Raw genomic sequence first — 15890 nt, forward strand, 5'->3', positions numbered from 1 at the left:
CTTGCTCAGTTCACTCTGTCCAAAACCGGCGTGACCCAGAAGCGAGGGACACCGAGCAAGGGCCGCCCCGCCGCCAGGGTGTCGTCCCCCTTGCAGGGGGAAGCCGCATAGCGGCTCAGGGGGTTTCCAACTTCATTCCAGGAGCTGCCTGAGAACGTACGGCAGGATGCCGCCGTGCTTGTAATAGTCCACCTCGATGGGCGTGTCGATGCGCAGCTTGACCACCACGGTCTGCTTGCTGCCATCGGCACGCGTGATCACCAGCTGGGCCTCGCTTTGCGGTGCCAGGTCGGCGGCGGGAACCACTTCCACGAACTCCTCGCCCGTCAGGCCCAGGGTCTGCCAGCTGTCCGTGCCCAGGAACTGCAGCGGCAGCACGCCCATGCCCACCAGGTTGGAACGGTGGATGCGCTCGAAGCTGCGCGCCACCACGGCCTTGATGCCCAGCAGCTGCGTGCCCTTGGCGGCCCAGTCGCGGCTCGATCCCGTGCCGTATTCCTCGCCCGCGAAGATCACGGTGGCACGGCCCTCGGCCTGGTACTTCATGGCCGCGTCGTAGATGGGCATCTTGGTGACCTGGCCCGTGCCGTCGCGGTACAGCGTCAGGCCGCCCTCCTCGCGCGAGCCATCGGGCTGCGCGGGAATCATCAGGTTCTTGATGCGCACGTTGGCAAAGGTGCCGCGCATCATCACCTCATGGTTGCCGCGCCGCGAGCCGTAGCTGTTGAAGTCGGCCTTTTGCACGCCGTGGGCCAGCAGCCACTGGCCTGCGGGCGAGCTTTCCTTGATGGAGCCGGCCGGCGAGATGTGGTCGGTGGTGATGGAGTCGCCGAACAGCGCCATCACGCGCGCGCCGTGCACCACGTAGGGGTTGGAGCCTTCGGCGCCGGCAGCACCGGCGGCGGGCGCGTCCAGCTGGAGCCGGAAATCATCGAAGAACGGCGGCTCGGCAATGTAGGTGCTCTCGGGCCAGGTATAGGTGGCGCCCGTCACGCCGTGGATCTTTTCCCAGAGCTTGCCGGGCTCGGAACGCACCTTCTCGTAGTTCTCGCGGAAGGCCTTGCCGTTCATGGCGTACTTCATCAGCGCGTGGATCTCTTCGCTGGTCGGCCAGATGTCGCCCAGGTAGATGTCACGGCCGTTCTTGCCCTGGCCCACGGGCTCGGTCATCAGGTCGCGGCGCACCGTGCCGGCAATGGCATAGGCCACGACCAGGGGCGGGCTGGCCAGGAAGTTGGCCTTGATGTTGGGGTGGATGCGCGCCTCGAAGTTGCGGTTGCCCGACAGCACGGCCGCGCAGACCAGGTCGTTGCTGGTGATGGCCTCGTTGAGCTCCGGCGTGAGGTCGCCCGCGTTGCCGATGCAGGTGGTGCAGCCGTAGCCGGCCAGCGCAAAGCCCAGCTTTTCCAGGTAGGGCAGCAGGCCGGCTTCGGTCAAATACTCGGTCACCACGCGCGAGCCCGGCGCCAGAGAGGTCTTGATGTGCGGCTGCACCGTGAGCCCGGCCTTCACCGCCTTCTTGGCCAGCAGGCCGGCGGCCAGCATCACGCTGGGGTTGGAGGTGTTGGTGCAGCTGGTGATGGCGGCAATCAGCACGTCGCCGTTGGCGATGCTCAGGCGCTTGGGCGGCGTGGGGGCATCGACCGGCGCCTCGCTGTGGGCGGCCTCCAGCTTGGGCTTGTTGGCCTCCATCTCGGCCAGCGAGCGCTGCGCGCCGGGCGGATGGGCCGGCGTCTCGGGAGCCACCTCGCCCTCGCCGCCACCGCCTACGGGAAAGCTCCGACCCAGCCGTTCGATCGGCTGGTTGAACCCGTTGTGCGCCGCAGGGGCACTGAACAGCTCATCGAACTTGGACGACACATTGCCCAGCTCGATGCGGTCCTGCGGGCGCTTGGGTCCGGCCAGGCTGGGCGCCACCGTGCCCAGGTCCAGGCGCACCACATGCGAGTAGTCGATCTCGCCGGCGGCCGGCACGCCGAACAGTTCCTGCGCGCGGAAATAGCCCTCGAAGGCCTCGATCTCGGCCTTGCTGCGGCCCGTGCCCCTGAAGTAGTCGATGGTCTTTTCATCGACGGGGAAAAAGCCCATGGTGGCGCCGTACTCGGGCGCCATGTTGCCGATGGTGGCGCGGTCGGGCAGCGCCAGGGTGCGCGTGCCTTCGCCGAAGAACTCCACGAACTTGCCCACCACCTTCTCGCGGCGCAGGATCTCGGTCACCGACAGCACCAGGTCGGTGGCCGTCACGCCCTCGCGCAGCTGGCCCGACAGCTCGAAGCCCACCACATCGGGCGTGAGGAAGTACACGGGCTGGCCCAGCATGGCCGCCTCGGCCTCGATGCCGCCCACGCCCCAGCCCACCACGCCGATGCCGTTGATCATGGTCGTGTGGCTGTCCGTGCCCACCAGGGTGTCGGGGTAATGCACGCCGTCCTTGGTCTTGTGCACGCCGCGCGCCAGGTACTCCAGGTTCACCTGGTGGACGATGCCGAAGCCCGGCGGCACCACGCCGAAGGTGTCGAAGGCCTGCATGCCCCACTTCATGAACTGGTAGCGCTCCTTGTTGCGCTGGAACTCCAGCTTCATGTTCAGGTCCAGCGCCTTCTTGGTGCCGAAGTAGTCCACCATGATGGAGTGGTCCACCACCAGATCCACGGGCACCAGCGGCTCGATGGACTTGGGCTTCTTGCCCAGCCTGGCGGCCGTGCTGCGCATGGCGGCCAGGTCGGCCAGCAGCGGCACGCCCGTGAAATCCTGCAGCACCACGCGCGATACCACGAAGGGGATCTCGTCCACGCGCTCGGCCTGGGGCTTCCAGTTCGCCAGTTGCTCCACATGCTCGCGCGTCACCTTGTTGCCATCGCAGTTGCGCAGCACGGACTCCAGCACGATGCGCAGCGACACGGGCAATCGCCGGACCTGTGGATATTGCCTTGCCAGCTCAGGCAGGGAGAAGAACTTGCCCTTCTTGCCCCCCGCCGCAGCAAAGGTCTTGAGGGTGTTTTCATATTCGTGGCGCATCGTGAGACTCCTGGATGAAACTCTGGGAAGGCACATGCGCGCCGCCTTTTTCCGGGCTGCTGGGCATGCACCAAGACTCTGATTTCCATTGTGCCCAGAAGTGCCCGCGGATGCTGTGGTCCATTGGCGATAGTCACACGCGGACAACGCTGTCCGCGCGGAAAAAGCGGCAGGCTTTCACAGGGCTGTCATCGAACCGGCCAGCGAAGCCCTGCTGCGCCACAACCCCGCGCACTGCAGATCGCCCAGCGCCACGCCGATGGCCGCCTGGCCCAGCACCCATGCCCAGCCTGCGGGCGCAGGCTCCAGCACGCCGCTGTACAGCACAACCCCGCAGGCCAGGGCCCAGCCGAAGTTGCCGAACACGGCAATGGCCACCAGCCCCCGGCTGCGCGGCATGCGGCACGCGCCCCAGCCAGCCACGCAGGCCCAGGCCAGCAAGAAGCACCCCGTGCCCAGCAGCAGCGCCTGCGGCAACCCCGTGACAACGGCCAGCGGCTGCGCAAAGGCCAGTTGCACCGCACCCGCGGCAGCGCAGCAGATGGCGTCGGCCCACAGAGTGCGGGGCAGGAAACGGGCATGGGAAAACATCGGCATCAGCACTCCTTGTGGATTGCCGGGCATGCACCTCGCAAGCCGGCCCCGCCGATGCTCCGCCGCCACCGCCCCCCGCGTCCATGACCTGCCAGGTCATGCCAGCCCCGCTGGAGCAACTCCAGTCGCTATGCCACAATCCGCACCAGCCCCCTGTCACGGGGCCGGTGCTTGAAAACACCTTTTCCAAGACTAGCGGTGCAGCCTCCCCGTCAGCGAGGCTTTGTCACGTCTGAATCCTGTATTCGTGGGCGCTTGTCCACGTCTGTGCGATTTCGGGCGGGATGGGGCTCACCGCAAGGCTGCCCGCACGACTAGTCTCGTGTTTTCAACATCCCGCCCACCTGCCTGCGCTTGAAAACGCAACCCGGTGGTCTCAAGCCTCGACTAGGAGCACGGAAGCATGCGCAACGTTTGCCTTTCCACGGCCTCTCTCAACCTTGCATGGAGAGCCGAGCCATGACACCCAGCCCCCCACCCAGCGCCGAGCATTTCACCCAGGTCGTGACCGAGGTGGACCGCCTGGTGCAGCAAGGCTGTGCCGAGATCTCGGCACTCTCCCGCATGGCCCTGCTGTGGCTGGAAACGCCCGAGACCAGCAACCGCCTGGAGGTGCTCGCCAGCGCCCTGCGCACCATCCGCAACAGCGCCGACATGCTGGCCAGCGAAACCAGCGGCGAAGTCGTCGCCGTGGGCTGCTCCCACCACGTCAAAAAGCAGCGCAGCCCCCTGAACCCGGCCGAGCGCAGCAAAGGCCCGCACCAGCCCCCCGTATGCCAGCGCCTGCGTCGGGCCGCCTTCTTTGATCTGACCTTTCTTGGCGAATCAAGAAAGGGCCGTCGGCTGCCGGGCCGAGACCCGGCCTCGAAAAACAACGGCCCGGCTGGGTCAAAACAAGCCCGCTGTAGTCATGACATGGCAACACGCGCACCGCCAACCACAGCGCGCGTGCGCCTCAACCCAGTCCACTGCAACTCAGCCAACACCACAACCACCACCGCCTGAGCCAACACCCACGCCACCCCCCAGGCAGACAACCCCAACCCACCAAACGCCAACAGCGCAACACAGCCCACAGCCCACCCCAAATTCCCCACAACCACCAGCCCGATCAACCGCCGCGGCACAGGCGAGCGCGCCGCCATCCACGCAGCCAGCAGCGCATAGCCCAGCAAAAACCAGCCTGTGGACTGCAGCAGCGCCAGAGGCAACCCCGTCACATCCGCCAGCGGCTGCCCCGCCACCAGTTGCAAGGCGCCCGAGGCGGCGCAGGAAGCAGCATCGGCCCACATCACGCGGGGCAGGAAACGGGGGGAAGCGAACATCGACATGGCGAACTCCTTGAGAGCAACAGGCACACACCGTGCATGCCATGGACTGCATGGTCCGCCGCAGGCTGCACAGGGTCGATAACCTCGCAGGTCATGGCCGCCACGCCGGCCCCGCCGCTACGATGCGGACCATGACCTCCACCGCCCATCCACCGTCCGCGCGCTCGCCCTTCGGCGACCATCTGCGCCACTGGCGCCAGCACCGCCGCCTGAGCCAGCAGGGCCTGGCGCTGGAGGCCGAGATCTCCACGCGCCACCTGAGCTATGTGGAAACCGGCCGCGCCCAGCCCAGCCGCGAGATGGTGCTGCGCCTGGTCGAGCGCCTGGGCGTGCCGCTGCGCGAGCGCAATGCCCTGCTGGTGGCCGCAGGCTACGCCCCCATGTACCAGGCCCGGCCGCTGGACCACCCGGACCTGGCCGCCGCGCGCCAGGCCGTGGACCTGGTGCTCAAGGGCCACGAACCCAATCCGGCCCTGGCCGTGGACCGTCACTGGAACCTGGTGGCCGCCAACGCCATCGTGCCACTGCTGCTGGCCGGCGTGGCGCCCTGGCTGCTGGAGCCGCCCGTCAATGTGCTGCGCCTGAGCCTGCACCCCGAAGGCCTGGGCCCGCGCCTGGCCAATGCAGCCCATTGGCGCGCGCATCTGCTGCACCGCCTGCAGCAGCAGATTGCCGCCACGTCGGATGCGCAGTTGCAGGCGCTGCACGACGAGATTGCCGCCTACCCGTTCAAGGAAGATGAAGCGGACTCACATGGCGCAGCACCTGCCAGCCACATTGCCGTGCCCTTCGCGCTGGACACCGACCATGGCCGGCTGAACTTCATCAGCACCATCACCATCTTCGGCACGCCGGTGGATGTGACACTGCAGGAGCTGGCCGTGGAGTCGTTCTTTCCGGCGGATGCGCAGACGCAGGAGGTGCTGGGGCGGTTGAGGCAGGCTGCGTAAACCGGAAAGTACAGAGCCAGAAAGCAGCAAAGCCCGCCGAAGCGGGCTTTGCTCATGGAGCCGGATCAGGCCGGACTCAGGCGCTCACGCCCTTGGCCACGTCCGCGTACTCTTCGATCTGGTCGAAGTTCATGTAGCGGTAGACGCTGGACTTGTCGGCATCGATCACGCCCATTTCCTTGAGGTATTCCTCCTTGGTGGGCAGCTTGCCCAGGCGCGATGCGATGGCGGCCAGCTCGGCCGAGCCCAGGAACACGTTGGTGTTCTTGCCCAGGCGGTTGGGGAAGTTGCGGGTCGAGGTGGAGATCACCGTCGCGCCTTCGCGGACCTGGGCCTGGTTGCCCATGCACAGCGAGCAGCCCGGCATTTCGGTGCGGGCACCGGCCGTGCCGAAGGCGGCGTAGTGGCCTTCCTTGATCAGCTCGTTCTGGTCCATCTTGGTGGGCGGAGCCACCCACAGCTTGACGGGGATGTCGCGCTGGCCGCCCAGCAGCTTGGCTGCTGCGCGGAAGTGGCCGATGTTGGTCATGCACGAACCGATGAAGGCTTCATCGATCTTGGTGCCGGCCACTTCGGACAGGAACTTGGCGTCATCGGGATCGTTGGGGCAGCAGACGATGGGTTCCTTGATGTCGGCCAGGTCGATCTCGAACACGGCAGCGTATTCGGCGTCCTTGTCGGCTTCGAGCAGGTCGGGCTTGGCCAGCCAGGCTTCGACCTTCTCGATGCGGCGCTGCAGCGTCTTGGCGTCGGCGTAGCCGTCGGCGATCATGTTCTTCATCAGAACGATGTTCGAGGTCAGGTACTCCTTGATCGGCTCGGGGTTGAGCTTGATCGTGCAGCCGGCAGCCGAGCGCTCGGCCGAGGCGTCGGACAGCTCGAAAGCTTGCTCGACCTTGAGGTCGGGCAGGCCTTCGATTTCCAGGATGCGGCCCGAGAAGATGTTCTTCTTGCCGGCCTTGGCCACGGTCAGCGCGCCTGCCTTGATGGCGTACAGGGGAATGGCATGCACCAGGTCACGCAGGGTGACGCCGGGCTGCATTTCGCCCTTGAAGCGCACGAGCACGGACTCGGGCATGTCCAGGGGCATCACGCCCGTGGCGGCGCCGAAGGCCACCAGGCCGGAACCTGCGGGGAAGGAGATGCCGATGGGGAAGCGGGTGTGCGAGTCGCCGCCCGTGCCCACGGTGTCGGGCAGCAGCAGGCGGTTGAGCCAGGAGTGGATCACGCCGTCACCGGGACGCAGGGCCACGCCGCCGCGGTTGCTGATGAAGGCGGGCAGCTCGCGGTGGGTCTTGACGTCCACGGGCTTGGGGTAGGCGGCCGTGTGGCAGAAGGACTGCATGACCATGTCGGCCGAGAAGCCCAGGCAGGCCAGGTCCTTGAGCTCGTCGCGGGTCATGGGGCCGGTGGTGTCCTGCGAACCCACGGTGGTCATGCGCGGCTCGCAGTAGGTACCGGGGCGCACGCCCTGGCCTTCCGGCAGGCCGACGGCGCGGCCGACCATCTTCTGGGCCAGCGTGAAGCCGGCGTTCGAAGCAGCGGGCGCCTGGGGCAGACGGAACACGGTGGAGGCAGACAGGCCCAGGAATTCGCGGGCCTTGGCGGTCAGCGAACGGCCGATGATCAGGTTGATGCGGCCGCCGGCGCGCACTTCGTCGAACAGCACGTCGCTCTTGAGCTGGAACTCGGCGACGGTCTCGCCGTTCTTGACCAGCTTGCCGTCATAGGGCAGCACGTCGATGACGTCGCCCATCTCCAGCTTGGAGACGTCCACTTCGATGGGCAGCGAGCCGGAGTCTTCCTGCGTGTTGAAGAAGATGGGGGCGATCTTGCCGCCCAGGGTCACGCCGCCGAAGCGCTTGTTGGGCACGAAGGGGATGTCCTGGCCCGTGGCCCAGACGATGGAGTTGGTGGCCGACTTGCGCGAGGAGCCGGTGCCGACCACGTCGCCCACGTAGGCGACCAGGTGGCCCTTCTTCTTGAGGTCGTCGATGAACTGCATCGGGCCGCGCTTGCCGTCTTCCTCGGGCTTGAAGGCCGCGTCGGGACGGGTGTTCTTGAGCATGGCCAGGTAGTGCAGCGGGATGTCCGGACGGCTCCAGGCATCGGGTGCGGGCGACAGGTCGTCGGTGTTGGTCTCGCCGGGCACCTTGAAGACGGTGACGGTGATCTTCTTGTCCACTTCGGGGCGCGAGGTGAACCACTCGGCGTCAGCCCAGCTCTGCATGACTTCCTGGGCCTTGGCGTTGCCGGCCTTGGCCTTGGTGGCCACGTCGTTGAAGAAGTCGAACATCAGCAGCGTCTTCTTCAGCGCATCGGCAGCGACGCCGGCGACTTCGGCGTCGTCCAGCAGCTCGATCAGGGGATGCACGTTGTAGCCGCCCACCATGGTGCCCAGCAGCTCGGTGGCCTTGGCCTTGGAGATGAGAGCCACCTGGATGTCACCGTGGGCCACGGCCGCCAGGAAGCTGGCCTTGACCTTGGCGGCATCGTCCACGCCCGGAGGAACGCGGTGCGTGAGCAGGTCGAGCAGGAAGGCGTCCTCGCCAGCGGGCGGGTTCTTGATCAGCTCGATCAGTTCGGCAACCTGCTTGGCATCCAGCGGCAGCGGGGGGATACCGAGCGCGGCGCGTTCGGCCACGTGGTCACGGTAGGCTTTCAACATGATTCTCTCTCCATGGTTTTCTAAAGTGGGGCTGCTTGCGGGACGCTCAGGTCCGGGCCTGGATTACTGGCCGGCGGGCTTGGGTGCTTCCAGCAGGCTGGGAGGCGGGTTCTTCTTGATGGCCTCGGCCACCTGAAGCTGGTCAGGGCTCATGCATTCGTCGGCCAGGCGCTGGCCGACCTTCTGGTTCATGAGCATGGACTTGTTGGCGATCTGCAGCCAGACGGCGCCGGCATGCTTGTCTTCCAGGCGCACGGTGCCGGTCGAGGTCTTGACGGGCGCCATGTGGTACTTGAAGCCCTTGCCGTCGATGTTGAAGTAGCCGGGGTTGGACTGGTCGGCCGTCACATTGACGAAGGCGCCCAGCTCGCAGGGAATGCGGCCGGTGTGCACGCGCTCCGAGATGGCCAGGTCTTCGGCGGACAGCGGCTGCTGGGCAGCAGCTGCCACGGCCGCCGCACCGCCGACTGCGGCAGCGCCGGCAGCGGCCTTGGCCGCGGTGGCCTTCTTGGCGGGAGCCTTCTTGACCGCAGGCTTGGCGGCGGCCTTGGCCGGAGCCTTCTTGGCAGGTTCGGCGGCGCTGGCGCCCAGGCCCATGGCCAGCAAGGGGGCTGCGATCAGGATGGAGGCGATAGCTGTCTTCATACGTTGGGCTCCTGCAAATTCCCGGTGTGGGCTAAGCAAGTGATTCTGATGCAAACCAGGGCTGCACCTGCGGGGGCAGCGCCTGGCCGGTCTGGTGGGCACGTGTGAGCAACTGCCAGAAATAGCGGTAGCTCGCCCGGTCATGTAATACACCATCCACGCTGACGGGCGCCCAGTCGGCGGCCTCGGCGGCGGTAAGTATTTGTGCGGCCTGCGCCACTTCGTCGGCCTGGGGCGCGAACGCGGCGAGGATGGGACGGATCTGGTCCGGGTGGATGCTCCACATGCGGGTATAGCCGAGCCGCCGTGACGCCTGTGTGGCAGCGGCCTGCAGCGCCTGTGGATTCCTGAACTCGGTGACCACGCAGTGCGAAGGCACCTTTCCGTGCGCGTGGCAGGCAGCTGCGATCTCCAGCTTGGCGCGCACGACCAGCGGATGGTCGAACTGGCCGGCCGAGCCCATGGCCGAGGCGGGAATCGCGCCGCCATGGGCCGAGACGAAGTCCATCAGGCCGAAGGAAATGCTCTGCACGCGCGGGTGTGCGGCGATGTCGAAGGCACGGTGCACGGCGGCGGGCGACTCGATGAGCACATGCAGCGGTAGTTCGCGGCAGCCCAGTCGGCCCAGATGCCGCTCGGCCAGCAGCACGTCGTCCACGCTTTCCACCTTGGGCAGCATGAGGTGACACAGGCGGTCGCCGGCCTCGCCGACGATGATGTCCAGGTCCTGCGCGAAACTGGCGTGGTCCACGGCATGCACGCGCGCAGCCACGCGGGCACCGGGCGCGGCATCGCGCGCCAGCGAGGCCACCAGGCGCGCATGGGCCGCCTCCTGGCCCACGGGGGCGCCATCCTCGCAGTCCAGCGTGACGTCGAACACGCAGGTGCCGAACTCGGCCATCATCTCGGCCTGCAGCTGCAGGCTCTTGCGCATGCGCACTTCCACGCCGCTGTAGTGGTCGCAGACGGGCAGGTGCAGGGCACCGCCCTGCGCATCGAGCAGCACCTGGGCCGGGTGTGCGCGAGAGGGTGTGGACGTGGCGGCGGTCATGGCTTGCGCTGGGCGACGATGAACAGGCGGGGGAAGGCCAGCAGGCGCCGGCCGTCGGCGCGCACGCCGTAGGCGGCGTCCACGCGGTTTTCGTATTCGGTGAGAAAGTCGGCCTGCAGGGCTTCGGGCAGGCCTTCGACGAAGGGCTTGAGGCCGGTGCCGCGCAGCCACTGGACGATGGCGCCGGCCGAGTCCATGGGATGCTGGTAGACGGTGTGCCAGACATCGACGGCGCCGGCCTCGACGCCGGCCTGCTCCTGCGGTCCGGCCAGCAGGTCGTAGTAGCTGCGGATGGGCAGGATGTCGGCCCGCACCTTGGCGGCATCGCCGATGTAGGCGGCAAACTTGGGCAGGCTGGCGATCTCGCGCATCACGCGGTGCGTGGCTTCCTGCCGGTTGTCGGGCATCTGTATCGCCAGCACGCCCCCTGGCGCCAGTTGGGCGAACAGGCGGGGTATCAGCGTTTCATGCTCCCCCACCCACTGGAGGGAGGCATTGGCATAAATCAGGTCGGGAGCGCTCTCGCCGGGGGCGGGCGTCCAGGAAGCAATGTCGGCCAGCGCGAAGCGGGCCTCAGGCAGATGCTGGCGCGCGGTGGCCAGCATCGCCTGGGAGTTGTCTATGCCGGTGATCGTGGCACCGGCATAGCGCTGTGCAAGCAGCTCGGTGGAATTGCCCGGCCCGCATCCCAGGTCCACCACATGGCGGGCCTGGGCCAAGGGCACACGCGCCAGCAGCTCGGCTGCGGGGCGCGTACGCTCATTGGCGAAACGCAGGTAAAGCGCGGGATTCCAGTCGAGCATGGCTTGCCGGCGGCTTACAGCAGGTGCTTGACGCCGTCCTGTTCGCCTTGCAGCTCGGCCAGGGTCTTGTCGATGCACTCTTGCGAGAAGGCGTCGATTTCCAGGCCTTCGACGATCTTGTACTCGCCGTTCTCGGTGGTGACCGGGAAGCCGAAGACGATGCCGGCGGGGATGCCGTATTCGCCGTTGGAGGGCACGCCCATGGTGACCCATTCGCCGCCCGAGCCCAGGGCCCAGTCGCGCATGTGGTCGATGGCGGCGTTGGCAGCCGAGGCAGCCGAGGACAGGCCGCGCGCTGCAATGATGGCGGCGCCACGCTTGCCGACGGTGGGCAGGAACACGTCCTTGTTCCAGGCCTGGTCGTTGATCTTGGCCTTGACGCTTTCACCGTTGACGGTGGCGAAGCGGTAGTCGGCGTACATCGTGGGCGAGTGGTTGCCCCAGACGGTCAGCTTGCGGATGTCGCCGACCTTGAAACCGGCCTTGGCAGCCAGCTGCGATGCAGCGCGGTTGTGGTCCAGGCGCAGCATGGCGGTGAAGTTCTTGGCCGGCAGGTCCGGAGCCGACTTCATGGCGATGTAGGCGTTGGTGTTGGCGGGGTTGCCGACGACCAGCACCTTCACGTTGCGCGAGGCCACGGCGTTCAGCGCCTTGCCCTGGGCCGTGAAGATCTGTGCGTTGGCAGCCAGCAGGTCGGCACGTTCCATGCCGGGGCCGCGGGGACGCGCGCCGACCAGCAGGGCGTAGTCGGTGTCCTTGAAGGCTTGCAGGGGGTCGGAGTGGGCTTCGATGCCGGCCAGCAGGGGGAAGGCGCAGTCTTCGAGTTCCATGATCACGCCCTTGAGCGCGTTCTGGGCCTTCTCGTCGGGAATCTCCAGCAGTTGCAGAATGACGGGCTGGTCCTTACCCAGCATTTCGCCGGAGGCGATGCGAAACAGCAGGGCGTAACCAATTTGACCGGCGGCACCGGTGACGGCGACACGAACGGGCTTCTTGCTCATGATGAAACTCCAGGGATGGGGAAAAAATCAGGTGTTATCGGCGCCAGGTCGCACCAGCGTCAGAAACCAGCAGCCCGTGCTCCGCAAACAACGCGAAAGTGTACTCCCGATTTCGGAGCCCGGTCAATTTGTCTTATGTCTTATATAAGATATGATCGACGTCTGTTTCCAAGTCTTTCATCTGCGTCGCCGGGAGCCTCCCCACCCCGAACTTTCCCATGCCAGCCCTGCCTCCCCTCGCCTCTGAAACCGCCGCTGCCACCATCGGCGCGGGCGCATCGACCCCGGCCTTCAGCCCGCTGTACCAGCAGATCAAGGGACTGATACTGCAAAGCCTTGAAGCAGGCGAATGGCGGCCCGGCGAGCTGATCCCCAGCGAGATGGAGCTGGCGGCGCGCTTTCGCGTGAGCCAGGGCACGGTGCGCAAGGCCATCGACGAGCTGGCCGCGGAGAACCTGGTGATGCGCCGCCAGGGCAAGGGCACCTTCGTGGCCACCCACGCGGCCCAGCATGTGCAGTACCGCTTCCTCAAGCTGCAGCCCGACGCCGGCGACCAGCAGGGCGAGGGCCGTGCCGAGCGCCGCATCATCGACTGCCGGCGCCTGCGCGCATCGGCCGACGTGGCGCGCGGCCTGGCGCTGCGCAGCGGCGATGCCGTGATGCACGTGCGCCGCGTGCTGTCGTTCTCCGCAATCCCGACCATTTTGGAAGACATCTGGCTGCCGGGCCACGCCTTCAAGGGCCTGACCGCCGAGCAGATGTCCGCGTACCAGGGCCCCACCTACGCCATGTTCGAGCTGGACTACGGCGTGCGCATGGTGCGCGCCGACGAAAAGATCCGCGCCGTCCTGCCCGAGGCCGAACAGGCCCTGCTGCTGGACGTGCCCAGCACCACGCCCCTGCTGAGCGTGGAGCGCACCGCTTACACATACAACGATGTTCCCATGGAGTTACGCCGTGGCCTGTACCGCACCGACACCCATCACTACCGCAACGCGTTGAGCTGAACGATCCGTTCCCCAGAGAAGCGGGCGAAAATACGCAATTCCCAGCAAAGCTGTTTTTATTGCATTGCAATAGAATTTTGCATCGCCGCCCCTGAGCGATTACGAAGCAGTTACATCCACGAAAGTACCCTGCCATGACTGAGCAAGCCAAAAAGCGGCCAGAGTTCCGCAACATCAACTTCTTCAAGGACCTCCCCACCTACCGGTTGCCGCCGGCCGGCATCGTGTCCATCCTGCACCGCATCAGCGGCCTGCTGATGTTCATCCTGCTGCCTTTCATCCTGTGGATGATGGACATGTCGCTGACCTCGGAGATCTCCTTCGACGGCTTCACCTCGGTTTTCGCGGGTCCCTTCGGATGGTTCCTCAAGCTCGTGTGCCTGGCATTGATCTGGGCCTACCTGCACCACTTCTGCGCCGGCCTGCGCCACCTGTTCATGGACGTGAACCACCATGCGGTCAACAAGCAGTTCGGCAAGACCTCCGCCCTGGTGGTGCTGGTGCTGAGCGTGGGCCTGACCCTGATCCTGGGCGCCAAGCTGTTCGGCCTGTACTGATAGACGATCTCCCCTCACGATAAGGAAAAAGAACCATGTCCGTGAATTACGGCTCCAAGCGCACCGTGGTCGGTGCGCACTACGGCATCCGCGACTGGATGGTGCAGCGCGTCACCGGCGTGCTGATGGCACTGTTCACCATCGTGCTGCTGGCCAAGCTGATCTTCAGCACCGGCTCCGTCGGCTATGACCTGTGGGCCGGCATCTTTGCCCCGCAGTGGATGAAGTTCCTGACCTTCGCCGTGATCGTCTCGCTGGCCTGGCACGTCTGGGTCGGCGTGCGCGACATCTGGATGGACTACGTCAAGCCCGTGGGCCTGCGCCTGGTGCTGAACGTTTTCACCCTGGTCTGGCTGGTCGGCTGCGCCGGCTGGGGCATCCAGATCCTGTGGCGTATCTGATAGAGACGCGGTCTCCACGATTGAAGGTTAAGAATGAGCTACTCCAAAGCAAACATCACCAAGCGCAAGTTTGACGTCGTCATCGTCGGCGCTGGCGGCTCCGGCCTGCGTGCCGCGCTGGAACTGTCGCGCGCCGGCCTGTCCGTGGCCTCGCTGTCCAAGGTCTTCCCCACGCGCTCGCACACCGTGGCCGCGCAAGGCGGCGTGTCCGCTTCGCTGGGCAACATGAGCGAAGACAACTGGCACTACCACTTCTACGACACCATCAAGGGCTCCGACTGGCTCGGCGACCAGGATGCGATCGAGTTCATGTGCCGCGAAGCGCCCAACGTCGTGATCGAGCTGGAACACTTCGGCATGCCGTTCGACCGCAACCCCGACGGCACCATCTACCAGCGCCCCTTCGGCGGCCACACGGCCAACTACGGTGAAAAGCCCGTGCAGCGCGCCTGCGCCGCGGCCGACCGTACCGGCCACGCCATGCTGCACACGCTGTACCAGCAGAACGTCAAGTCCAAGACCAACTTCTTCGTGGAGTGGATGGCGCTGGACCTGATCCGCAATACCCAGGGCGACGTGGTCGGCGTGACCGCCATCGAACTGGAAACCGGCGACCTGTACGAGCTGCACGCCAAGGCCGTGCTGCTGGCCACGGGTGGCGCTGGCCGCATCTTCCAGGCATCGACCAATGCCTTCATCAACACCGGCGACGGCCTGGGCATGGCTGCACGCGCAGGCATCCCGCTGCAGGACATGGAGTTCTGGCAGTTCCACCCCACCGGCGTGGCCGGCGCGGGCGTGCTGCTGACCGAAGGCTGCCGTGGCGAAGGCGCCATCCTGCTCAACAGCGAAGGCGAACGCTTCATGGAGCGCTACGCTCCCACGCTGAAGGATCTGGCACCGCGCGACTTCGTGTCCCGCTCCATGGACCAGGAAATCAAGGAAGGCCGTGGCTGTGGTCCCAACAAGGACTACATCCTGATGAAGCTGGACCACCTGGGCGCCGACACCATCCGCAAGCGCCTGCCTTCGGTGGAAGAGATCGGCCACAACTTCGCCAACGTGGACATCACCAAGGAACCGATTCCCGTGGTGCCCACCATCCACTACCAGATGGGCGGCATTCCCACCAACATCAACGGCCAGGTCGTGGTGTGGGACGGCCAGCAGAACAACGTGGTCAATGGCCTGTACGCCGTGGGCGAATGCTCGTGCGTGTCGGTGCACGGCGCCAACCGCCTGGGCACGAACTCGCTGCTGGACCTGCTGGTCTTCGGCAAGTCGGCCGGCAAGCACATCGTGCAGTTCGTCAACGGCTTCGGCGACCACAAGCCCGTGCCGGCCGATGGCTCGGAGCGCACGCTCACGCGCCTGAACCAGCTCGACGACTCCAAGGAAGGCACCTACGCCCAGGACCTGGCTGGCGACATCCGCGCCACCATGCAGCAGCATGCCGGCGTGTTCCGCACGCAAAAGAGCATGGACGAAGGCGAAGTCAAGATCAACGCCATTCGCGAACGCGTGGGCTCCGTGACCCTCAAGGACAAGTCCAAGGTCTGGAACACCGCCCGCATGGAAGCGCTGGAAGTGGACAACCTGATCGAAGTGGCCCAGGCCACCATGATCTCGGCCGCTGCCCGCCACGAATGCCGCGGCGCCCACACCGTGTACGACTACGAGCATCCTGCCGACCACGCCGAGTTCCCGCTGGGCCGCAATGACAAGGAATGGCTCAAGCACACCCTGTGGTACAGCGCCACCAACAGCCTGGACTACAAGCCCGTGAACCTGAAGCCCCTCACGGTGGACAGCGTGCCGCCCAAGGTCCGCACGTTCTAATCCAGCAGCCCACGAGAGAACAGAC

14 protein-coding genes are annotated in these 15890 nt (G+C 66.1%); 6 read left to right on the top strand and 8 right to left on the bottom strand.

Features of this window, described 5'->3' with window-relative positions:
- Window positions 1-132 precede the first annotated feature (132 nt).
- The gene (locus ACF8O7_RS06755) at window positions 133-3018 is read right to left on the bottom strand and encodes an aconitate hydratase (RefSeq protein WP_392442831.1); all 2886 of its coding nucleotides are present in this window, start codon (window positions 3016-3018) and stop codon (window positions 133-135) included.
- Window positions 3019-3195: 177 nt separating this feature from the next.
- Window positions 3196-3615 (bottom strand): hypothetical protein, encoded by a 420-nt coding sequence (locus ACF8O7_RS06760; RefSeq protein WP_016450208.1) that lies wholly within the window; start codon window positions 3613-3615, stop codon window positions 3196-3198.
- Between the two features lie 456 nt (window positions 3616-4071).
- Here ACF8O7_RS06760 and ACF8O7_RS06765 point away from each other — a divergent pair, with 456 nt between their 5' ends.
- Window positions 4072-4617: a hypothetical protein gene (locus tag ACF8O7_RS06765; RefSeq protein ID WP_392442834.1), complete on the top strand. Its 546-nt coding sequence runs from the start codon at window positions 4072-4074 to the stop codon at window positions 4615-4617.
- On the opposite strand, the gene ACF8O7_RS06770 is transcribed toward ACF8O7_RS06765, so the two are convergent.
- Window positions 4521-4943, bottom strand: a complete 423-nt coding sequence (locus tag ACF8O7_RS06770; protein WP_392442836.1) for a hypothetical protein — start codon at window positions 4941-4943, stop codon at window positions 4521-4523. The two genes, ACF8O7_RS06765 and ACF8O7_RS06770, sit on opposite strands and share 97 nt — an antisense overlap.
- A gap of 131 nt (window positions 4944-5074) precedes the next feature.
- Here ACF8O7_RS06770 and ACF8O7_RS06775 point away from each other — a divergent pair, with 131 nt between their 5' ends.
- Complete coding sequence (locus ACF8O7_RS06775) at window positions 5075-5893, top strand: helix-turn-helix domain-containing protein (protein ID WP_047218608.1); 819 nt, start codon at window positions 5075-5077, stop codon at window positions 5891-5893.
- A 76-nt stretch (window positions 5894-5969) separates the two neighbouring features.
- On the opposite strand, the gene acnB is transcribed toward ACF8O7_RS06775, so the two are convergent.
- The 5 genes from acnB to ACF8O7_RS06800 form a co-directional block, all read right to left on the bottom strand.
- The gene (gene acnB / locus ACF8O7_RS06780; protein ID WP_016450204.1) at window positions 5970-8561 is read right to left on the bottom strand and encodes a bifunctional aconitate hydratase 2/2-methylisocitrate dehydratase; all 2592 of its coding nucleotides are present in this window, start codon (window positions 8559-8561) and stop codon (window positions 5970-5972) included.
- 63 nt (window positions 8562-8624) lie between these two features.
- Complete coding sequence (locus tag ACF8O7_RS06785) at window positions 8625-9206, bottom strand: hypothetical protein (RefSeq protein ID WP_016450203.1); 582 nt, start codon at window positions 9204-9206, stop codon at window positions 8625-8627.
- Window positions 9207-9237: 31 nt separating this feature from the next.
- Entirely contained in the window at window positions 9238-10257 is a 1020-nt protein-coding gene (locus ACF8O7_RS06790; RefSeq protein ID WP_012204351.1) for a CoA ester lyase, read from the bottom strand.
- Window positions 10254-11060, bottom strand: coding sequence for a trans-aconitate 2-methyltransferase (gene tam, locus ACF8O7_RS06795; protein ID WP_013803434.1), 807 nt, complete (start codon window positions 11058-11060; stop codon window positions 10254-10256). The genes ACF8O7_RS06790 and tam overlap by 4 nt, the downstream gene beginning before the upstream one ends.
- Window positions 11061-11074: 14 nt before the next feature.
- Window positions 11075-12061 carry a malate dehydrogenase gene (locus tag ACF8O7_RS06800; protein WP_012204349.1) on the bottom strand — a complete coding sequence of 329 codons (987 nt, stop codon included), beginning with the start codon at window positions 12059-12061 and terminating at the stop codon, window positions 11075-11077.
- A gap of 218 nt (window positions 12062-12279) precedes the next feature.
- Here ACF8O7_RS06800 and ACF8O7_RS06805 point away from each other — a divergent pair, with 218 nt between their 5' ends.
- The 4 genes from ACF8O7_RS06805 (at window position 12280) to sdhA (ending at window position 15865) form a co-directional block, all read left to right on the top strand.
- Complete coding sequence (locus ACF8O7_RS06805; RefSeq protein ID WP_016450201.1) at window positions 12280-13068, top strand: GntR family transcriptional regulator; 789 nt, start codon at window positions 12280-12282, stop codon at window positions 13066-13068.
- A 134-nt stretch (window positions 13069-13202) separates the two neighbouring features.
- Entirely contained in the window at window positions 13203-13625 is a 423-nt protein-coding gene (gene sdhC / locus ACF8O7_RS06810) for a succinate dehydrogenase, cytochrome b556 subunit (protein WP_016450200.1), read from the top strand.
- A 35-nt stretch (window positions 13626-13660) separates the two neighbouring features.
- Window positions 13661-14026: a succinate dehydrogenase, hydrophobic membrane anchor protein gene (gene sdhD, locus ACF8O7_RS06815; protein WP_012204346.1), complete on the top strand. Its 366-nt coding sequence runs from the start codon at window positions 13661-13663 to the stop codon at window positions 14024-14026.
- A 33-nt stretch (window positions 14027-14059) separates the two neighbouring features.
- The gene (sdhA, locus tag ACF8O7_RS06820; RefSeq protein WP_016450199.1) at window positions 14060-15865 is read left to right on the top strand and encodes a succinate dehydrogenase flavoprotein subunit; all 1806 of its coding nucleotides are present in this window, start codon (window positions 14060-14062) and stop codon (window positions 15863-15865) included.
- Window positions 15866-15890: the final 25 nt, after the last annotated feature.

It is taken from the genome of Delftia sp. WSY_16 (genome assembly GCF_043104415.1).
GTDB lineage: Bacteria > Pseudomonadota > Gammaproteobacteria > Burkholderiales > Burkholderiaceae_C > Comamonas > Comamonas tsuruhatensis.

Excerpts from the sequence above, each read along its gene's own strand:
- ACF8O7_RS06755 (WP_392442831.1), bottom strand. The coding sequence starts at position 3,018 with ATGCGCCACGAATATGAAAACACCCTCAAGACCTTTGCTGCGGCGGGG.
- ACF8O7_RS06760 (WP_016450208.1), bottom strand. The coding sequence starts at position 3,615 with ATGCCGATGTTTTCCCATGCCCGTTTCCTGCCCCGCACTCTGTGGGCC.
- ACF8O7_RS06765 (WP_392442834.1), top strand. The coding sequence starts at position 4,072 with ATGACACCCAGCCCCCCACCCAGCGCCGAGCATTTCACCCAGGTCGTG.
- ACF8O7_RS06770 (WP_392442836.1), bottom strand. The coding sequence starts at position 4,943 with ATGTCGATGTTCGCTTCCCCCCGTTTCCTGCCCCGCGTGATGTGGGCC.
- ACF8O7_RS06775 (WP_047218608.1), top strand. The coding sequence starts at position 5,075 with ATGACCTCCACCGCCCATCCACCGTCCGCGCGCTCGCCCTTCGGCGAC.
- acnB (WP_016450204.1), bottom strand. The coding sequence starts at position 8,561 with ATGTTGAAAGCCTACCGTGACCACGTGGCCGAACGCGCCGCGCTCGGT.
- ACF8O7_RS06785 (WP_016450203.1), bottom strand. The coding sequence starts at position 9,206 with ATGAAGACAGCTATCGCCTCCATCCTGATCGCAGCCCCCTTGCTGGCC.
- ACF8O7_RS06790 (WP_012204351.1), bottom strand. The coding sequence starts at position 10,257 with ATGACCGCCGCCACGTCCACACCCTCTCGCGCACACCCGGCCCAGGTG.
- tam (WP_013803434.1), bottom strand. The coding sequence starts at position 11,060 with ATGCTCGACTGGAATCCCGCGCTTTACCTGCGTTTCGCCAATGAGCGT.
- ACF8O7_RS06800 (WP_012204349.1), bottom strand. The coding sequence starts at position 12,061 with ATGAGCAAGAAGCCCGTTCGTGTCGCCGTCACCGGTGCCGCCGGTCAA.
- ACF8O7_RS06805 (WP_016450201.1), top strand. The coding sequence starts at position 12,280 with ATGCCAGCCCTGCCTCCCCTCGCCTCTGAAACCGCCGCTGCCACCATC.
- sdhC (WP_016450200.1), top strand. The coding sequence starts at position 13,203 with ATGACTGAGCAAGCCAAAAAGCGGCCAGAGTTCCGCAACATCAACTTC.
- sdhD (WP_012204346.1), top strand. The coding sequence starts at position 13,661 with ATGTCCGTGAATTACGGCTCCAAGCGCACCGTGGTCGGTGCGCACTAC.
- sdhA (WP_016450199.1), top strand. The coding sequence starts at position 14,060 with ATGAGCTACTCCAAAGCAAACATCACCAAGCGCAAGTTTGACGTCGTC.